Source organism: Streptomyces ferrugineus, from assembly GCF_015160855.1.
In the GTDB taxonomy this organism is placed as follows: domain Bacteria; phylum Actinomycetota; class Actinomycetes; order Streptomycetales; family Streptomycetaceae; genus Streptomyces; species Streptomyces ferrugineus.
Genome location: NZ_CP063373.1, coordinates 7,748,713 through 7,766,798, shown reverse-complemented (window position 1 = coordinate 7,766,798; position 18,086 = coordinate 7,748,713). Strand labels below are relative to the sequence as shown.

At 68.5% G+C, this 18,086-nt stretch carries 15 protein-coding genes; 9 read left to right on the top strand and 6 right to left on the bottom strand.

The window, feature by feature from the left end; all coding sequences use genetic code 11:
* The first annotated feature begins 178 nt into the window (after positions 1–178).
* The 3 genes from IM697_RS34615 to IM697_RS34605 all read left to right on the top strand — a co-directional run bounded on the left by IM697_RS34615 (position 179) and on the right by IM697_RS34605 (position 3,261).
* Positions 179–1,474, top strand: a complete 1,296-nt coding sequence (locus tag IM697_RS34615; RefSeq protein ID WP_194040025.1) for an outer membrane protein assembly factor BamB family protein — start codon at positions 179–181, stop codon at positions 1,472–1,474.
* 44 nt (positions 1,475–1,518) lie between these two features.
* Positions 1,519–2,286 carry a transposase gene (locus IM697_RS34610; protein WP_194038268.1) on the top strand — a complete coding sequence of 256 codons (768 nt, stop codon included), beginning with the start codon at positions 1,519–1,521 and terminating at the stop codon, positions 2,284–2,286.
* A 145-nt stretch (positions 2,287–2,431) separates the two neighbouring features.
* Positions 2,432–3,261, top strand: a protein-coding gene (locus IM697_RS34605) for an IS5 family transposase (protein ID WP_265582755.1) whose coding sequence is annotated in 2 segments (ribosomal slippage) — positions 2,432–2,749 and positions 2,752–3,261 — 828 coding nt in all. Because the reading frame shifts where the segments join, the coding sequence is not laid out codon by codon here.
* A 76-nt stretch (positions 3,262–3,337) separates the two neighbouring features.
* On the opposite strand, the gene IM697_RS34600 is transcribed toward IM697_RS34605, so the two are convergent.
* The 3 genes from IM697_RS34600 to IM697_RS34590 all read right to left on the bottom strand — a co-directional run bounded on the left by IM697_RS34600 (position 3,338) and on the right by IM697_RS34590 (position 5,407).
* Entirely contained in the window at positions 3,338–4,108 is a 771-nt protein-coding gene (locus IM697_RS34600) for a transposase family protein (RefSeq protein WP_194038123.1), read from the bottom strand.
* 98 nt (positions 4,109–4,206) lie between these two features.
* Positions 4,207–4,836, bottom strand: coding sequence for a hypothetical protein (locus tag IM697_RS34595; protein ID WP_194040024.1), 630 nt, complete (start codon positions 4,834–4,836; stop codon positions 4,207–4,209).
* A gap of 34 nt (positions 4,837–4,870) precedes the next feature.
* Positions 4,871–5,407 (bottom strand): hypothetical protein, encoded by a 537-nt coding sequence (locus IM697_RS34590; RefSeq protein ID WP_194040023.1) that lies wholly within the window; start codon positions 5,405–5,407, stop codon positions 4,871–4,873.
* Positions 5,408–5,578: 171 nt separating this feature from the next.
* Here IM697_RS34590 and IM697_RS34585 point away from each other — a divergent pair, with 171 nt between their 5' ends.
* The 6 genes from IM697_RS34585 to IM697_RS34560 all read left to right on the top strand — a co-directional run bounded on the left by IM697_RS34585 (position 5,579) and on the right by IM697_RS34560 (position 9,870).
* Complete coding sequence (locus tag IM697_RS34585) at positions 5,579–5,905, top strand: WXG100 family type VII secretion target (protein WP_194040022.1); 327 nt, start codon at positions 5,579–5,581, stop codon at positions 5,903–5,905.
* A 29-nt stretch (positions 5,906–5,934) separates the two neighbouring features.
* Positions 5,935–7,047, top strand: coding sequence for a WXG100-like domain-containing protein (locus IM697_RS34580; protein WP_194040021.1), 1,113 nt, complete (start codon positions 5,935–5,937; stop codon positions 7,045–7,047).
* 62 nt (positions 7,048–7,109) lie between these two features.
* Positions 7,110–7,499 carry a hypothetical protein gene (locus tag IM697_RS34575; protein WP_194040020.1) on the top strand — a complete coding sequence of 130 codons (390 nt, stop codon included), beginning with the start codon at positions 7,110–7,112 and terminating at the stop codon, positions 7,497–7,499.
* Between the two features lie 399 nt (positions 7,500–7,898).
* Positions 7,899–8,312, top strand: coding sequence for a hypothetical protein (locus IM697_RS34570; RefSeq protein WP_194040019.1), 414 nt, complete (start codon positions 7,899–7,901; stop codon positions 8,310–8,312).
* A 121-nt stretch (positions 8,313–8,433) separates the two neighbouring features.
* Positions 8,434–9,564 carry a hypothetical protein gene (locus IM697_RS34565; protein ID WP_194040018.1) on the top strand — a complete coding sequence of 377 codons (1,131 nt, stop codon included), beginning with the start codon at positions 8,434–8,436 and terminating at the stop codon, positions 9,562–9,564.
* Positions 9,565–9,585: 21 nt separating this feature from the next.
* The gene (locus IM697_RS34560) at positions 9,586–9,870 is read left to right on the top strand and encodes a hypothetical protein (RefSeq protein WP_194040017.1); all 285 of its coding nucleotides are present in this window, start codon (positions 9,586–9,588) and stop codon (positions 9,868–9,870) included.
* A gap of 127 nt (positions 9,871–9,997) precedes the next feature.
* Here IM697_RS34560 and IM697_RS34555 read toward each other — a convergent pair whose 3' ends face one another.
* The 3 genes from IM697_RS34555 to IM697_RS45610 all read right to left on the bottom strand — a co-directional run bounded on the left by IM697_RS34555 (position 9,998) and on the right by IM697_RS45610 (position 18,054).
* On the bottom strand, positions 9,998–10,519 hold the full coding sequence (locus IM697_RS34555) for a hypothetical protein (protein WP_228045176.1): 522 nt from the start codon (positions 10,517–10,519) through the stop codon (positions 9,998–10,000).
* A gap of 970 nt (positions 10,520–11,489) precedes the next feature.
* On the bottom strand, positions 11,490–13,646 hold the full coding sequence (locus IM697_RS34550) for an SUKH-4 family immunity protein (protein ID WP_194040015.1): 2,157 nt from the start codon (positions 13,644–13,646) through the stop codon (positions 11,490–11,492).
* A 31-nt stretch (positions 13,647–13,677) separates the two neighbouring features.
* Positions 13,678–18,054 (bottom strand): toxin glutamine deamidase domain-containing protein, encoded by a 4,377-nt coding sequence (locus IM697_RS45610; RefSeq protein WP_194040014.1) that lies wholly within the window; start codon positions 18,052–18,054, stop codon positions 13,678–13,680.
* Positions 18,055–18,086 lie beyond the last annotated feature (32 nt).

Below are 18,086 nucleotides of genomic sequence, written 5' to 3'. Positions count from 1 at the left end.
GCAGAGCCCCCTGCCGCCACAGCCGCAGGTGTACAGCCATCCGCAGCAGCCGCAGCCCGGCTACGGCTATCCCCAGCAGCCTGCACCCCCGCAGTATCCGACGGCTCCCCAGCCCGGTTACGGCCCAGGCCACCACCCAGGACAACCACCGCACTTTCCTGGTGCCCCCGTCCCGCCCATGCCGCCGCGGAAGGGGAGGACCGGGCTGATCGTGCTGCTCGTCGTCGCGCTGGTCGTGCTCGCCGGTGCCGGAGGGGCCGCCTGGTACCTGGTGGCGGCCTCGGGTACCAAGCCGTTGTGGAGCGTTCCGTCGAAGTCGGAATGGGGCCTCGGCGAGCAGGAGGTGGACGGCACCTGGTTCACGGACAAGGCCGTGGTTCAGACCTTGTCGGGTGGTGTGAAGGCCTACGCCCGTGACACCGGCGAGAAGTTGTGGGCCACGCCCCTTCCCGGCGCCGGCAATCAGGCCTGCGTGGCACCGTCCGTCTCCGACGGCGGAATCGGTGTCGTCGCTTACGGCGCCTCAGGCATGGGGGGAGCCCACGGCCAGTGCGACCACGTCGTGGCGTACGACCTCAACTCCGGCAAGGAGCTGTGGCACCGGGGCTTCAAGGTCAAGGACGAGTTCAAGACCGGTTCGGAACTGGCGGTGGCTCGCGCCGGAGAGACCGTTGTGATCACCACCGATCGGGAGCAGGTGGCGCTGAAGGCGGCCGACGGCAGCACGGCCTGGGATGTGAAGAAGGTCGTGCCGAGTGCTTGTGCGAGCGGCACGTACACCGGCGGCAAGAATCTGATTCGCACGACGTGGTGCCTCGAGGGAGACGAGTTCGAGGGGAAGCGCTGGACTGAGGCATCGCTCGTCGACCCGGCCACCGGCAAGGCCGAGTGGACAAAACGATTCGGCGAGAATGAAGCCGAGATCGCTCTTTCCACTTCACCGCTCGTCCTCAGCGGTGAGGCGAAGGGCGTGTTCGCCCTCGACGAGACGACCGGTGAACGCCGCGGTGAGTTCCCGGACATGGCGGAGAAGTACTACCTCCTGCCGGAGGAGGACGGAAGCCCGATGCGCCAGGTCGCGGGCGTCGGCAACATCCTCCTCATGGGCATGGGGGAGAAGGACAGTGCCGACGGGGAGTCGAAGACGCTGGTTGCCTTCGACCTCGACAGCGGCAAGGAGCTGTGGAAAGCACCGGCTTCGAGCACCCTCAACTACATTCCGCTGAGGGACACGGGTGACGAGCGTCTGCTGGCGTACGTCACCGATGGCCCGGAGAAGCCGAAGCTGGTGGAGTTCAACGCGGAGGACGGCGCGATGACGACCGTCGCCGAGTACCCCGAAGAGGTGCATCGGAACATGGGCGCCGGAGCGTGGCCCTTCTGGAACAACGACGTGCTCTACGTCACCTCGGTCGGTGCCAGCCTCGGCAGCGACTCCTACGCTCTCGTGGCGTTGCCCACGACCGCCTCCTAGAGGTTGTCCCGTAACTGGTGGGGCAGTTGGTGCGTTGGCTGAGCATGGGTGGGGTGATCTCAGCGGATGATCCGAAGTGGATTGAGCCGTTCTCCGGACTGACCGAGTCGCAGTTCACCAGGCTGGTGGCTCTGGTGCGGCGTCGCGGTGGTGATGTTCAGCGCGGCCGTCCCTGGCGGCTGCCGCTGGAGAACCGCGTGTTGCTGGTGGCGACGTACTGGCGCACGAACCTCACATTGCGGCAAGTGGCGCCGCTGTTCGGGGTCTCGAAGTCTGCGGCCGACCGCATCCTCGATCACCTGGCGCCCCTGCTGGCCATCTCGCCGGCCCGTCGGCCGCGCAAAGACACCGTCTACATCGTCGACGGCACCCTCGTGCCCACCCGCGACCGCAGCATCGCCGCCTCCAGCAAGAACTACCGCTACTCGACGAACCTGCAGGTCGTTATCGACGCCAACAGCCGTCTGGTCGTGGCGATCGGCCTTCCGCTGCCCGGCAGCCGCAACGACTGCCGGGCATTCACCGAGTCCGGCGTCGACCGGGCCTGCCGCGGCGCACCGACCATCGCCGACGGCGGGTACCAAGGCACCGGCCTGCTCGTCCCGCACCGCAAACGACGAGGTCAGACACGCCTCAGCCCACACCAGGAAGCGGAGAATGCCGTCCACCGCAGGGCGCGAGCCCGGGTGGAACACGCCCTGGCGCGGTTGAAGAACTGGAAGATCCTGCGGGACTGCCGGCTCAAGGGCAACGGTGTTCATCAGGCCATGCTGGGCATCGCCCGGCTCCACAACCTGGCCCTCACCGGATAACTCACGCCTCATACGGGACAACCTCTAGGCAGCAACTCGGCGGCGGCACAGACCACCACGGTCTGTGCCGCCGCCTAGCGCGTGTCTCTTTGACGGGTTGGTCGGTTGATCGGATGTGTCCGTCCGGTTAGTGATCACTGATGCGATGTGGGACCGGATCGAGCCGCTGATGCCTGCCGATCCGGTCCGCGGACGGCGATGGGCCAACCACCGCCGAACGCTCGAGGCCATCGCGTGGAAGTACCGCACCAACTCGCCCTGGCGGGACCTGCCCGACGAGCTCGGCTCATTCCAAACCGCTCACAAGAGGCTGATCAGATGGGCCGTCGACGGCACCTGGGAAATGATCCTTGCTGCCGTCCTGGCGGCGGCGGACGCCGACGACGACATCGACTGGACGGTGTCGGTGGACTCCACGGTCGTCCGGGCCCACCAGCATGCTGCCGGAGCACTCAAAAAGGGGCGGCTCACTGCGGCGAGCCCGCCGATCACGCGCTCGGACGTTCCCGCGGCGGGCTGAGCACCAAGGTTCACCTGGCCGCAGACGGCCACGCCCGGCCCCTCGCCTTCACCGTCACCGCAGGCCAGGCAGGTGATGCACCCGCCTTCGAGACGGTGATGTCCCGCATCCGCGTGCCCCGCACTGGCCCGGGCAGGCCCCGGACCCGGCCCCTGGCCGTTCTTGCCGACCGCGCGTATTCCTCACGTGCCATCCGCAGCCACCTGCGGCGCCGGGGCATCCGTGCGGTCATCCCGCAGCCGTCCGACCAAGTTGGCCACCGCCTGCGGCGAGGCCGACTCGGTGGCCGCCCGCCCGGCTTCGACAGCGAGGCGTACAAGCAGCGGAACACCGTCGAGCGGTGCATCAACCGCCTCAAGCAGTGGCGCGGCCTGGCCACACGAACCGACAAACTCGCGATCGCCTACCAGGCCGCACTCCACCTCGCGGGCATCCTCATCTGGACCCGACGCTGACCAAAGAGACAGAACCTAAAGCGTGTTGCAGAACGCTGTGATCAGGCAGGCTGAACTGGGCGTTTGTCGCGTCTGGTCACGCGGTGAGGGCGAGGTTGTGCATGCGGGCGACGGCCTGAACGGCGTGATGGAGGCCGTCGCCGCGCTGCCGGCAGTCACGCAGGATCTTGTAATTCTTCATCCGTCCGATCACATGCTCCACACGGGCGCGGACCTTGCGGTGCTCCGCGTTGTCCTCCTCTTCGCCCTTGAGTAGCGGCCGTCCGGGGCGTTTGCGGTGCGGGACGATCAGGCCGGTGTTGAGATAAGCGCCGTCGCCGAGCACCGTCACGCCTTCGCAGTGCTCGGCCAGTCCGGAGCGCCGCCAGGCGTGCGCGTCCGCGGTGGTGCCCGGCAGCGGACGGGCCGCGGCCACCACGAGCCGGGTGTCTGCGTCCACGATGACCTGCACGTTTGCTGAGAAACGGTAGTTACGCGAGGAGGCACCCACACCTCGGTCACGGACCGGGATGAGGGTGCCGTCCACGATCCACAACCGCTCGACTGCCTCCTGCGGGGCACGTACCGGCTCGAGCGCGAGCAGCGGCCCCAGCCGCTGGATCACCCGGCACACGGTCGCCGGGGAGATGCCGAACAGCGGGGCGAGCTGCCGCATCGTGAGGTTCGTGCGGTAGTAGACAGCCACCAGCAGCACCCGCTCGGCCAGCGGAAGCCGCCACGGACGACCCCACCCGCACCCCTCACCACCACGTTCCCGAACCGCCCTTAGCAGCCGCCCGAACTGCTCAGCCCGCAGACCGGTGAACGTCTCCACCCAGACCGGCTCAGCCCTCAACACCCCACCCATGCAAGGGAAATGCCCTGATCACAGCGTTCTGCAACACGCTTTAGCCGAGTGGAGGAGTCAAACATGCGGCGGAAGCTCGGTGCGCGTCCTTACTTCCGTCACACGAAGAACATCACCAACATGCTGATCCCAAAGCCGATCACACCCACAGCGACGAGTGCGTAGACCGTCTTGATCAAGCCCTGCCCCGCAGCCTGCCTTGAGCGCTGAAAGTCGGAAGCGCCCCCGAAGGCGAAGCCAGTGGTGGCGCACAGGAGACCGAGGGCAAGGGGGACCAGGGCGCCGAACCACCACACACAGCCGACCGCGATCGCACCGACCCACCCATGGTCCTGCTGGTACGACGTGTCCCCGGTCTTGAGAGCCTCCATCACGTCCCCGCGCTGGTGCAGGGCGTCGCTCTTGAGCTCGGCGTTGAGGTTCTTGACCGAGCCGTCGGTCGCGGTGAAGGTGCCGTAGCACCACTTGGTCTTGGTGCGCTTCCGTGAGCTGCTCGATGTGCTCGAGCGGTACTTGTAGTCGACGGTGCAGGTCTCGACGGTGAGTTTGCCCGGTGTGGCGGTGGCGTAGGAGTAGGGGCCGAAGTAGGCGCCCAGGGCCAGGAGGACCACGCCGGCCAGGAGCAGGCCGACTCCGATGAGGCGGCCGAGGCCCGCGGGCCCTCCTGGTGCGGCGGTGTTGGTCGCGGGGGACCCGGGGGACCCGGGAGACCCGTGTACTTGTGCCATTGGGGGGTGACTCCTCAGAGAGCGGATACGGGCGTCACAGAGCGAGTGCGCAGACGAGCGCCGCCAGGACGCCCAGGGTGAAGAGGCCGCCGACCAGGGGACCGGTCACGGCCGGGGCTGGCAGGGAATTCCAGGAAGCCGCGAAGCCGGGGCCGTTGCGGGCGCCGAAACCGGTGAGTAGGCAGTAGACGCCGGCTGCCAGCATGGAGAGGCAGAGGGCGAGAATCGCGGCGTCGTCTCCGGGGTCCCGGTCCTGCGGTTGCTCGAATGTGTCGGCCACCTGTACGACGGGGATTTTCGTCCCGGAATCGAAACGCGATGAAGTGTTCACTTCCACGTTTCGGTAAGTGGGCTCACCGTTTTGCGCGGTCCAGTTCCCGGTGCAATTGAACTGGAGTTCGGTGGAGCGTCGATGACTGCCGTAGTGGGTCCTCGTGTGCGTTTCGCATGAAGAAACGGTGAGGGTTCCCGTGGTTCCGTCACCGGCGAGTTCACTGCGCAGTTCTGGAATGGTCACGGTGGCGACGACCGCGGCCGCGAGCAGCAGCCCCAATCCGATGAGTCTGCCCACCCACAGGCTCCCTGTGCTGGCGTAACGCGGCTGTGCTGTCACCACTTGGTGGTCCCTTGGATAACTTGACGATCTCTTGACTAATGGGTTTTCCAGGTCGTGCGCGAGGAGTCTAAGCTATCGGCCGGTCGTGCAATATGACGTGCTGTAAAGCCAGTTCGGGGGAGAGCCATGACGTTCGGCACCTTTGATGTGGACACGGATGTACTCCGTCAGCAGGGACGGATGTTCGACAGCCTCGGGGGTGATTTCGCGAGGGCCTCGAAGAAGCTTCAGAGCGACCTTGAGGGGATCGGGGAGCCCTGGGCGGACGCGGATTTCGGAGAGATCTTCGGGGAGATTTACACGCCGATTCGTGACGGGATCTTCACGTCGATGGACAGCCTTGCCGAACGGCTGCAACAGATCGGGCACAACCTGCAGGACAACGCGCGCAACTACGACGCCTCGGATGCGTCGAACAGTGGCCTGTTGGGCGGAATCGCCGGTCAGCTCTAAGTAGATCCAGCGAATTCGGGGTTACTGGCATGTCGCTCACACTGCCCGGCGAACTCGTCTGGGTGCTCGACCTCCTCGGCTACAACTGGCCCGAGGCCGACGAAGAGGCACTGCACAAGGTCGCCGAGACCTGGCGGGGCTTCGGTGCCGAGCTGGAGAAGATCCAGTCACAGGGCGAGGGCTTCGCCCGGACCGTCGTAGCGTCCAACTTCGGTGAGGCCATCGAGGGCTTCAGCAAGGACTGGGGCGCCTACACCGGCGCGAACGGCGAGGACAGCTACCTCCCGGATGCGAAGACCGCGTGCGAAGTGATCGCCTTCGCCTTCGACGCGGCCGCCATCGCCGTCCTCACCGCGAAGCTGGCCGTGATCGCCCAACTCGTCGCGCTGGCCATCGAGATCATCGCGGCGCAGGCCGCGGCGCCCTTCACCTTCGGTCTGTCCGAGATCGGCGCACTGGGTGCGACACAGGCCACACGGCTGATCGTCCGCGAGCTGCTGGACCGCCTCAAGAAGGAGGTCATGGAGGCGATCACCAAGGCCATGGAGCACGCCACCATGGACGCCCTGAAGAAGCTCGCCAAGAAGGTCGTCAAGGACCAGGTCAAGCAGTTCGTCCAGGAGAAGGTCGTCGACGCCGCCAAGGACAAGGCCCGCGAGGCCGCCGTCGGCATGGCCCAGAACGTCGGCCAGCAGAGCATCGAGGCGTACTTCGACGCACGCTCCGGCATCAACCTCGGCGAGACGGCCGACGTGGCCAAGACGGCGGCCGGTGAGTATCTGGGCGGCCTCAAGAACGAGGTCACCGGTGGCGAGGGGTCGACGCTCGCCGGCTACGCGGATCCGAACACGTACGTGGACCACGCGAAGGAGACGGTCACGGGCGCCGTAGGGGATCGCGCGCAGCACGGTGTCGACGCGCTGGCCGGGCGTGGTGCCGACGCCGGCGACGCGCCCGCCTCCGACCCGGCGGGTGCGGACACCGCCCCCTCGACGGGGCCCGGATCCGGCCCGGGCTCCGGCTCGACCGGCCCGGCGGACACCGCACAGACGTCGTCCGGCCGCGCCCCGGCCACTCCGGCCGCGGCTCGCTCCGGCTCCTCCGAGGGGGCTGACGACTGGGCCCGCAGCGAATTCGGATGACGTCGCCGCTGCCTGCCGTACTCACCTGCCCTCACCTCTGACAGGAAGGACCACCCACACCCATGACCGCGGACCGGGAAATCCAGGACGAGGAACTGATGGGGGTCGCCCAGGATCCCGAACAGGCTCTGCGGCTGCGCCGCTCCCTGCGTACCATCGCCGGCGCGACCTCGCTCAGCCCGGATCTGCGCGAGATGGCGCGGTCCGTGCTGAGCGGGCGCGTGGACATCAAGGACGCCTTCCAGGATCCGCGCTACACCGAGGCCGTGTACCAGCGGATGCATGAAATCCGCCGGGCGGCCGACGACCAGACGTACGCGGAACGCCAGCAGTCCAAGGCCCGGTTCGCGGAGTGGGACGCCCGGCAGCAGGCGGACCTGGACCGCGAGCGCGCCGAGCGGGACGCGCCGGTGTACGGCTCGGGCAAGGGAAGCCGCTCGGGCCAGAGCTGATCTTCGTCGCCGCTCCAGCGGCAATTACCTCGCCACGAAACGACCGTCGCCGTATTCGATCAAACCCGAGTTCGAGATCTTGGTCGATCCACGCGCATTTCCCCCCGGAACATTCACACGCATTCGTCCGTCGCTCAAAGCGGGATGATTGATGAGGAAGAAGGCGTATTCGATCACTTCGTCGCAATCGAGCGAGTTCGCAGCCAGGCCGGGGAGAGAGCGTCTTCCGGGGGCTTCCGAAAGGCCAATGCGCCGCGGCCGATGTCGAGTTGACGCGAGTTACAGGGGCGCCGCGCGTCGCCGCGGGTTTCGGCGCGGAGCGTGTGTTGAAGCGTTCGCAGCCGCGTTGGTAGGTTCACGCCGGATGAGACCCGCCGAACCTCCCGATGAGGTAATCCCGTGGACAGCGCCGCAAACCCATCCGACAAGCGCGTAGACGACTCCGAGTTTCTGGAGATGACCCAGCAGGACGCCGTCCAGGCCAAGATGCTGCGGCAGTCGCTGGAGCATCTCGCCTCGGGGCTCGGCGGTCCGGCGCTGAAGGAGATGGCCCAGGAGGTCCTCTCCGGGCGTATGGGGCTGCGTGAGGCGGCCAATGTCTCGGCGTACGCCGAGGAGGCCGTCCAGCAGTCGGCCCCGCTCGCCGAGAAGTGGGCCGCCATGTCCGACAGCGAGCGTGAGGCGCTCGCCGCGGAAGGCGAGCGCCGGCTCGAGGAGGAGCGGCGGCAGCTCGAGGACGAGCGGCGTGCGGAGTCCGAGAACCGGTCGGGCACGAAGTCGCGTCACGACGGGCGTGGCTGGTCCTTGTACTGAGCGGGCGTGTCCGGCGGGTCCGGGGGGTGCGGGCGTACGCCGTGGAGAGCGACCGACCGCACCGGCGAAACCGACTGTCGACCGTGGAGCTGATGCAGGCGATGCAGGCGATGGGGGAGATGTGAACTTTCGGGTAGAGCCCGGCGCGATCGACGGCTTCTCGAAGCTCGTGGGGCGTGCCGCGGACGGCAGTGCGCAGGCGGTCTCGTACGCGGGCAACCACACCCAGATCGACAAGTCGGCGGGCGGAGCGGCCTGGGACCTCGTCGCGGGTGACCACGATCAGTACGTCAGCGAGGCCAAGAAGGCCCTGGGGAAGGTCAAGAGCCTTCTGGAGGCGTCCGAGAAGGAGCTGACGGGCACGGCCAAGTACTACCGGGAGACGGACACCGACCAGGCGGCCAAGCTCGACGCCACCTATCCGGGTTCCAAGGTGTCGGGCGGCGGTTCCGGCGGCGACCCGCAGGACTTCTCCGACGCCGGCGACGCCGTGGACGTGCTGAAGCCGCCCGGCGACCCCAGCAACCCCATCGTCAAGTACGCGTCGGGTCACGCGGACGAGTACCAGATGAACCCCGTGCAGAAGACCCTGGGCAGCGCGCTCGACCTGGGCAGCCCCTCGGCGATGGCCGTGGAGGCGTCCAAGCTGCTCTTCGACTTCGACCCCTTCGCCGAAGTGACGAACTGGGTCTTCGGGGACTGGAACAAGTACAACGACTGCTCCGACGTCTGGGGAAATCTGGCGTCCTTCTGCGACGCGGTGGCCGCCAATGTGCGCAAGGGAACCCAGAACGTCGGTCTGACCTGGGACGGTAACGCCGCGAACGCCGCGACCGTGTATTTCGACGAGTTCAGCAAGAAACTCGAAGAGATCAAGGAGACGTTCAAGTCCCTGCAGAGCTGTTATGCGCAGGCGGCTCAGATGGCGTTCCAGTTCGCGGAATTCCTCAAGTCGTTCCTGGTGATGTTCTGTGACCTGCTCGTCATCTGGCTGGTCAACCTGCTCGCGGCACAGGCCGTCAACGCGATCCCGGTCGGTGGGCAGGCCGCGTCGGTCGCCATGTTCGCGCTGGCCGCGGCACAGGCCATCCGGCTCATGCAGATGTGGGCCGAGGCGGCCCAGGCCTTCGACAAGTTCGCGATGGCGCTGAGCGCGCTCGGGGTGGTCATGTCGACCGCCATCAACGGTTTCTCGGCGGCGGACAGTTTTCCGCAGGTGGGTACCGGTGGATACGACCATGCCGCGGTATAGGCGCAAGGAGCGCAGGCCATCATGAGTTTCTTCGGCGGGGTCAACGACCTCGAACTCTTCCTCTCGCGTTGCCGCATCATGAGCGTCGGTTCGGTGCCGGTCTGCCTGGCCGCGATGGTCTTCTTCATCAAGGAAGAGGGCTGGTATTTCAGCCTGCTGCTGTGCTGCGTCCTGCCGGTGATCGCCGCTTACCTGGCGATCCGGGGGAAGAGCGAGATCCGCGCGGGTATGGCGGCGTCGGGGCTGGCGCTCGCCGTCGCGACATTGCCGTTGGCGTTCGTGCTGGCGTCGCTTGAGGGGGCGTAGGAGCAAAGGCGGGCTTCATCTGCCGCCCGGGCCGTTCGGGCCCCCGGGCCGCCCGGGCACCAAGCGGTGACCCGGGTCGGCTCCCGATGAGAGGTCACGCCCGACGGCGCCGGCTCCCGATGAGATGTCAGCCCTGACGACGCCGACGCCCGATGAGGTACGCGAGCCCCCATGCGGCGGCCGCGGCGAGCAGGAGGCCGAGCGGGGAGAACCAGTCCACCCCGCCGTCGATCTCGTTGTTCCACCAGGCCTTGGCCGGGATGAAGGGGTCGGCCTCCATCATGTCCCCGATGGCCGCGGTCGATTGGCTCTCGGCGATGATCATCGGGATGGAGTTGGTGAAGCCGAAGAAGGCGCCGGCCGCGGCGACGGCGGCTCCGCCGATGTGGGCGCCGGTGCTGCCGTGGCCCACCAGACCGACCAAACAGCCGACGACCGCTCCGTTGAGCAGGGCGTGCACCAGGTAGATGGTGTGGGCCTGGGTGAGCGTCTGGTCCTTGTACGTGGCCAGGACGAGACCGCTGTAGAGCAGCGAGACGATGACCGACACGCAGAGCCCGAGGAACACGGCGCCCACCGGATGGCCGCTTGCGTTCGGCCGCTGACCGTAGGGCGGCTGGAAGGGCGGGGCGGGCTGCATCGGGTACATCGGTTGCACCGGCTGGCCCGGGGCAGGGGGCATTCCGGGGTACATGGGCTGGCCGGGGACCGGCGGCGCTCCCGCCTGCAGCGGAGGGTGCCCGGGGACCGGCGGCGGGCCGAACCCCGGTGCCTGCTGTGGTGGGGCTGGCTGCATGTACGGGTTGCTGGGGTCCTGCGGCGGCTGTGGGGGTTGCGGGGGCTGCGGTGGCGGTTGGAACGGCGGCTGGCTCATCGGATTCCCACGGAGTGAACAAGTAAGAACAGCAAGTTATCAGTGAGATCAGGAGCGGGCCGTCGGGGGCGGAGCGGGTGGTGTGAAGGGCGTGGAGGATGCTTCCCCGCGCATTGTGGGTAGGGAATCGGGTCGACGTGGCTCAACCGGACCGGAAACGCCGACGCCGTACGGCTCCAGCCGTGCCCCCCGAAGTGGACCGAGCACCCTGAACCGTCGGCGAAGCCGATCTCGTGGTCGCCGCCCGTCACGTCGCTTCGGCACCCCGCCTCAGCCGGACCGAGCGCACCATGGCGGGGTTGTGTGAAAGGTGTCGGCCCGACGCACAGTGCGATGAGGCGTCAGACCCGTTAAGCCCCGTAGAAGGCCAAGTCCCAGGCGCTGTCCTCGAAGTCGTGCCCCTCGAGGATGAGCGTCCTGTGGTCGGCGACGCAGGGGCAGTGTGTCCTGCGGACGGGGTCGGGTGCGAGCCACCCGTGGTGTCCTGAAGAGCCGACCGGTGCTGCTGTCGAGCAGGAGTCTGGAGCACATCCAGGCACCGAGCTCGAAGCACGGGCCGCTGCCGGGTCCCTCGCTCCCGGCACGGCGTAGCCGGGGCACCGTCCCGTTTCCGACGCGGGCCTGGCCACCTCGGGCTCGGGCCGTGAGCGGTCGCCGCCGGGGGACCGCTGGCGAGATGCAGGACGTTGCTGATCTCCGGCAGACCTGGCACGAAACGCGTCTCCGAGTAGCCGGGACCGGTCCGTCAGACCCGGTCGTCGAAGTTGTAGTCCTCGAAGACCCGCTGCCAGCTCTGCGTCTGGAAGGCCTGAGGGTCGACGAGGTTCAGCCAGTGACGTAGATCCGACTCCGTGTCCTCGATCGACCAGTCGGAGGCGCGCCACCAGTAGTAGAGGCGGACCATCGCGACGAACTGACCGAGACTGCTTCCGGCCAGCTCGTCCTCGATCCCCGACCAGCCGTCCTGCAGGACGCGCCCGTCGCGGCCGTCGAGGAGGAGTCGTGCGCGTTGCCAGGTGCCGAGGGAGAAGTACGTGGACTCGGTCTCGTCCGGTTTGCCGAACGGCTCGGTAACGGGGTGCAGGCCCGTGTGCTCGAGGCTGGTGGTGTCGAGCTCGAGCAAGCCGGTGACGCAGGGGAAGCCGACGTCGGAGAGGAAGGCGCGTGCGTTGCTGTCGGTGAGAGTGTCCGGCAGGGTCTCCTGCGGGAACCGTTTGACCGCCGCGGATCCGAAGATGTCCGTCAGCCAGTCGGTCGTGGGGGCCAGGGTTTGGGCGGGCAGGTCGGCCCGGGCGAGCTGCGTGTCGGTGGCCACCAGACGTTTGAGGAGGCCTGGTGCGTTTTCGTGTCCGGCGTTCTGGTTGATCTCGACCACGCAGACTCCGTCCGTGGTGGCCAGAGCGATGTGACGGCCCGAGCGCGTGCCTCGACGGATGTACTCGGGCATGCGGGGCAGATCCACTTCGCCGCTGGCGGCTCCGCCGGGGCGCCACCCCTTGGGCCCCTGATCCGCGTGCGTCGTGTCGGAGGTTTCCGCGGTCTCATCGGGCTCGGTGCGGGGTGTGCCCGTGACCAGGTCCCAGGTGCCGATGTGTTCGCGCCGGGTGCGGAGTGTGACCAGGCTGCCGGTCGAGGTGTGCACGATCCGGGGCGTCTCGACGATGGGGCGGCTGACCACCGTGTCTGTGTTGAATTCGCCGGCACCGACGCCTTCGGCCCAGAGGGTCCGCCAGGGCAGGGTGACGGGGCCGGCCGCCGCCAGGAGCCGGTCGGCGGCTGCTTCCTGCGTCGGCCCGGCCTGCATCAGGGTCAGGTGCAGCAGCGCCAGCCACTCACCCTGGGACGAGGGCTGAACGCCACGGCGCGCCATGTAGTGGAGGCGGGCCCCGGCACTTCCCTGCGGGATGGGCCGTGCATGGAAGGCGGCCTCGAATCCTTCGAAGAGTGTCTCGTGGCTGACTCCGGCGACTGCCGCGGTGTGGTTGAGGAACGCCTCGAACTGGTCGGCTGCCGCTGCGTGACCGGCCAGGGCGCGGGCGGCGTACCAGCGTGTCGCCTCGGGGGCGTCTGCGGCCGACAGTGCGGTGACCGCGCGGGCGTGCCAGGACCTGGCCTCCTCGGCGGGCATCCGCGTCCGCAGATGCCGGGCCATTGCCTCCTGGGTGAAGGAGACGAGGGGAGTGCCTGTCCCGTCGTCCGTCCGGTGGATCCAGTCCCTGGCCGCAGGGTCGCCGAGCAGCGACTCCAGCCGGGACTCGGGGAAGTCCCGGCCGAGGGCGGAGCAGAGCAGGGACCACACGGGGAGGGGAACGAAGCGGTGCTCGGCCAACGCCAGCGCGTCAAGGGCAGACGGCAGGGCCGCGTCATCGTCCGGCTCCGCGAAGGGGGGCATGCTCTCGAAGCCCCCCTGCAAGGTCAGATGCCGCCCGCGCAACTCGTCGGCCCTGCCCGGGGCATCGTCGACCTCGACCAGCAGGCGCATCCGCAGCCCGCGCGGGTGGAACGTGATCAGCGCCCGTGCCACCCGATCGAGGACACGCTCCGGTTCGCGCGAGGTACGCAGCCGGCCCGCCCACTGCGTGTTCGCGAGCACGACCACGGGGTCGTCGCTGATCCGGCGGGCCACGGTGCCGAAGTTGTCCTTGAAGGAGTCCGGGGCGGGGATGCCAAGGGCCGTCGCCAACTCGCGGGCCACCTCCTCCGCGCTCTTGCCGGCGCAGTCGACGTGGACCGCGCCCGGGTGGCGGGCAACGACCTCGCGCAGCAGCGCCGTCCTGCCGCAGCCCGCGCGCCCGCCGATCCACAGCCAGGCACTGGCGTCGCGAGGCCGGTCGATCCACCGCAGCGCACGGTTCAGCGCGAGTTCTGCCGTGACTTCATCCGGGTTCGGGGTGGTACTCATGCGTCAGGTCTTTCCTACCGTCGGGTCTTCGCTATGCAGGGCTTGTTGGCGTCGGCAAGGCGTAAGCCTTGAGAATATCGGCGACCTTGTTCAAGTGATCCTGGAAATCGACTTCCATGGCCTGCGCCGCATTGTTTACGCCCTCGCGTTCATCGCTGAACGGTTCGACCTGTTCGCCTTTTCGATAAGCCGTGGCGTAGGTCGTCCCCATCTCCTCCGGCAAGTAGGCACGGATATAGCCTCCGCAGTCCGCGTGCCCTTTCGACTCGGAAGGGTGACCACACGGCTCCCGCTCCGTGTACAGGTGGGCGGGGACGAGCGGATTCTGTCCCTTGGCCGCCCGGTCTTCGTTGAGGCGTTCGATCCATCCGCCCAAGTGCGGTTCGGAGTGGTCGGGTCGTGGTCCCACGTAGTTGAACGAGCTGTCGGCCACGTAGTGGGTCTGTTTGGTGTCCGGGTCGTACACCTCCATGACAGCGAAATTACGACCGAGGAAGTTCGGCTTCATGTCCTGGGAGGCGTCTACGATCTGAGCGGCCACGCTTTGGCCGTAGGTCTCGTCGAGGTAATGGCGGGTGCGCTGTGCAGGGTTGGCGGACGGGGAGTCGGAGCCGCGCACCTCGGAGAAGGGCTTTCCGTTCGCGGCCGCGACGGCGGCCCTTGAGTCCCGGTATTTCTCGTTGTCGTTGCCCGGGAAGTTCGTCTGCCGAGTTATGTCGCGCTTCCGGTGCGCCTCTCGTGCCTCTGTGGCGTCCTCCGACTCCGACCAGCGGTAAGCGGACTGGTCGCCCTCGCGACGGTACGGACTGGCGCCCACGCCCTGGTTCATGTGGAAGTCGTTGCTCAGACGGGCCAGAACACCCACTGCCGCGGCCTGCTGGCCTCGGCTCAGATCGTTGAAGCCCGGGATGCGGTTGGCGAGGTCGTCGCGGCTCCAGGTCGTACTGTTTCTGCTCCCGTCGAGCAGGTCACGCAACCCTGCATTGTCGTTGTTCGCGAAGTCCCGCAGGGTGTCGTAGACCGGATCCAGGTCGATCTGCCGGATGTCCCGGTGGTCCCGGAAGTCCCTCTGTGCCTGGTCGCCGGCGACGCCGTAGTGCAGCTGATCCGATTTCTGGTCTTCATCGAACGGTGTGGAGCCCAGCCGCTCGGGGACGGCCCCCGTGTTGGCGTCACCCTCATCGTCCCAGGAGTCCTTCGTCTCATCGGGGTCGGTTCCGGCGGGTTCGTCGGGCGCCCTGCGGTCGGCGCCCGTTGGAGTCGCGGAGGCCTCCCGCTGCGGTTGCGTACCGTCGTCGGCGCGCTGGTCGGGTGTCACCGGCTGCCGGTTCGAGTCCAGCGGAATCGCGAAGACCCCGTTGTCCCCGCTGTGCAGCGGCTTCGAACTCTGCTGCCCGGTCTGGGCGTCGATGTACGTGATCTTGCCGTTGTGGTTGACGGCGTTCCACGCGTGCGCCCGCCCGTTGGCGTCCTGCGTGATGATCACGGCCTGCGAGCCGTGGCCGCTGTCGCGGAGGGTGTTCTCCAGGCGGTCGAAGGCGTCGCGCCCGTTGCCCATGTCGCTGAAGCGGGCGCCCAGTGTGTTCTCGATGCGGTCGCGGCCGCCCTTCTCGCCGCGGTCCGAGGGGTTGCCGTCGGCGTCCAGGTCGGGGGTGCGGCTGGCGGCGGCGGTGGGGTTGCCCGCGTAGGTGTCCACCGTGGACAGGGCAACGTCGACGCAGTTGTTGTTGCGGCCGGGAGCGTCGCGGCCTTCGCCGTTGATGCGCTCGACCCAGCGGCCGTCGGCCGGGTTCGGAGGTCGGGTCGGGTCGCCGTTCTCGTCCCGGGGGACCGAGTTCTCGAGGGCGTCCTGCTCGTCCCGGGTGGGGTCGATGACGCCGCCCGGGGGGTTGGTGTTGCGGGTCTCCGACGCCGGGGTCGGGGGCTCCTTCGGCTTCGGGCCGTCCGAGGAATTCTGCTGGTTGGGGTTGTTGGGGGCGGAGTCCGGGGGCTGTGGGGTGGACTGCTGGGCCTGGTTGTGCGGCGTCACGGTCACGTGGTGGATCGGGACCGGGGTGACCTGGGGTTGTTGCTGCTGTTGTTGGTTCGGGGTGTTCGCCGGGGGGTGCTGGGTGGTGGGCTGCGCGCCCGGCTGGTTGGGGTTGTTCGGCGTGCTGCCCGGCGGCTGGTGGGGCGGCCTGGTGGGGGTGGAACCGGCGGCGCTCGGCTGGTTCGGAGTGCCGGTCGCGCCGGCCGTGCCGGGCGTCCCGTGAGGGGCAGGGGAGGGGCTGTTCGTCGGACCGGGCTGGGGCGAGGAGTTCGGGGTGCCGCTGCTCGGTGTCGAGGGGCGCCCGGGGCCGGTACCGGTCGAGGGGGAGGGCGTCGACGTGGGGGTGGCGGTGGCGGCGGACGGCGATGCGGTCCTGGTGGGAGTCGACGGGGCTGGGTTCTGGTTCGGGCTGGTCGTGCTCGGGTTCTGGCCCGGGGTGGTGGTACGGGCGCCCGTGCTCGGGTCCGTGGTGTTGCGGGGCGTCGTGCGGTCGCCCGGCGTCGTGCCAGGGGTGTTGCGGGGTGTGGTGCGGTCGCCCGGCGTCGTGCCGGCGGCGTTGCCGGGTGTGGAGCGGTCTCCCGGGGTTGTGGTCCCGGGGGAGTTGCGGGGCGTAGTCCCGTCGCCCGGCGTCGTGCTCCCAGGAGTGCGCTGAGTCGGTATTCGCCCGTCGGGCGTGCTGGACGTACGCCCGTCCGCCGTACCGGGTATTCGGCCGTCCGGTGTCGGCGCCGGCGTACTCCGAGGCGTCGTCGGCGACGTGGGGCTCGGCGTGGACGCGGGGCCGGTCCCCGCTGTGGAGGGCGTGGTCGGTGTCCCGGAGGCGGGATTCCGCGCCGGGCCCGAGTTGGCCGTCGGGCTCGTGGCCGACGGCGTCCCACCCGACCCGCCCGGCGCTTGGTGCGTGCCCGGAGTCGCACCCCCGGCGGACGGCGCCGTGGGCGACGTCGGCATCGCCGAGCCGCCGTCCGGGCGGCCGCCGGTGCCGGTCGGGGACGAGTCGGCCGTCGTCGGTGTCGGTGCCGCGTTGGACTGTGTGGGCGCGGTGGCCGCCAGGCCGTCGATCTGGGTGCCGATCGAGCCGCCCCCGGGCGAGGACGACGTACCGCCGGACGAAGCGGGCGTGGGCGCGGACTGCGCGGTCGGTGACGACAGACCGGACACGGGGGAGCCGCCGCCGGTGTGGGAGGGGCCGGACGTGCTCGGTGTGCTGGACGGACCGCTGGAGTCCGGGGAACTGGACGACGGACCGCCGGGCGAGGGGTCGTCGAAGTCCGACAGGGACGATCCCGTCGGGGACTGTGTCGGCCTCGCGTACGGGGTGTCCGAGGAGGTCGGGTTCCCGGAATCGGGTCCCGGCCCGGAGTCGGAGCTGGGGCCCGCACCGATGTTGGGTGCGGGTACGTCGGTGCCGCCAGTGTCGGCGGATATGCCGTTGCCTATGTTCGTGCCGGGGACATTGCCGTTGCTCGATCGCGTCGAGGTGGAGGAGTCCGACCCCGACGAATTCGAATCGGAGGATGAGGAATTGGAGGACGTGGAGTTGGAGTCTCCCGAGCCGGAGTCTCCCGAACCGGAGTCGCTGCCGATGTCACCCCCCGACAACCCCGACAACCCCGACGGCCCGTCATACCCGTCGATACGGCTGTCGATCGCGTCCCGGGCCCGGCTGCCCGCCTTCTGGCCCAGGCTGTCGCGCACCCCCTCGGCGAAGGTCTGCGGGCTCTGCCTCAGGGCGTCAAGGCCTGCCGTGCCGCCGGCCTTCAGGGTGGCGCCGACGTCGTAGCCCTCCTGGGCGCCGAAGCCGACGTTCACGGTCTGGCGGATCAGGTCGGTGATGATCGCCTCGACCGCCGAGATCACCGGTTCCTTCATCGTCTCGACGATGGCCTCGATCAGCGCTTGTTTGAGCTCGTCGAGGAGACGTCGGACGATCAGCCGGGTGACCTGGGTGGCGCCGAGGCCGGCCACCTCGGACAGGCCGAAGGTGAAGGGCGCGGCGGCGTGGGCGGCGGCGATCTCGATGGCCAGGGCGATGAGCTGGGCGATCACCGCCCACTTGGCGAACTCGACGAGGTAGGCGCAGGACTCCAGGACGTTCGCGATGAGGTACGCCGCCTCCGCGGCGTTCGCGAGGTAGCCGTCGGAGCCGTTTCCGGCGTCGAACTTCTCGTAGGTCTTGCTGAACTTGTCGATCGACTCGCCGGCGTTGTGGGCGACCACCTGACGGGCGCTGGTGCTCGCCTTGGTGTGCAGCTGTCTGACGTCGTCGCCGAACTTCCGCCACACGTCGGCGGAGTCTCTGAGCTTGTCCTCGTTCGCCGTGGGCCAGTGGTAGCCCAGCATCTCGAGGACCCACTCGAGCTCGTCCGGCAACATCATCGCCACAGCAAAAAGCACCCCCGTCGGACAGC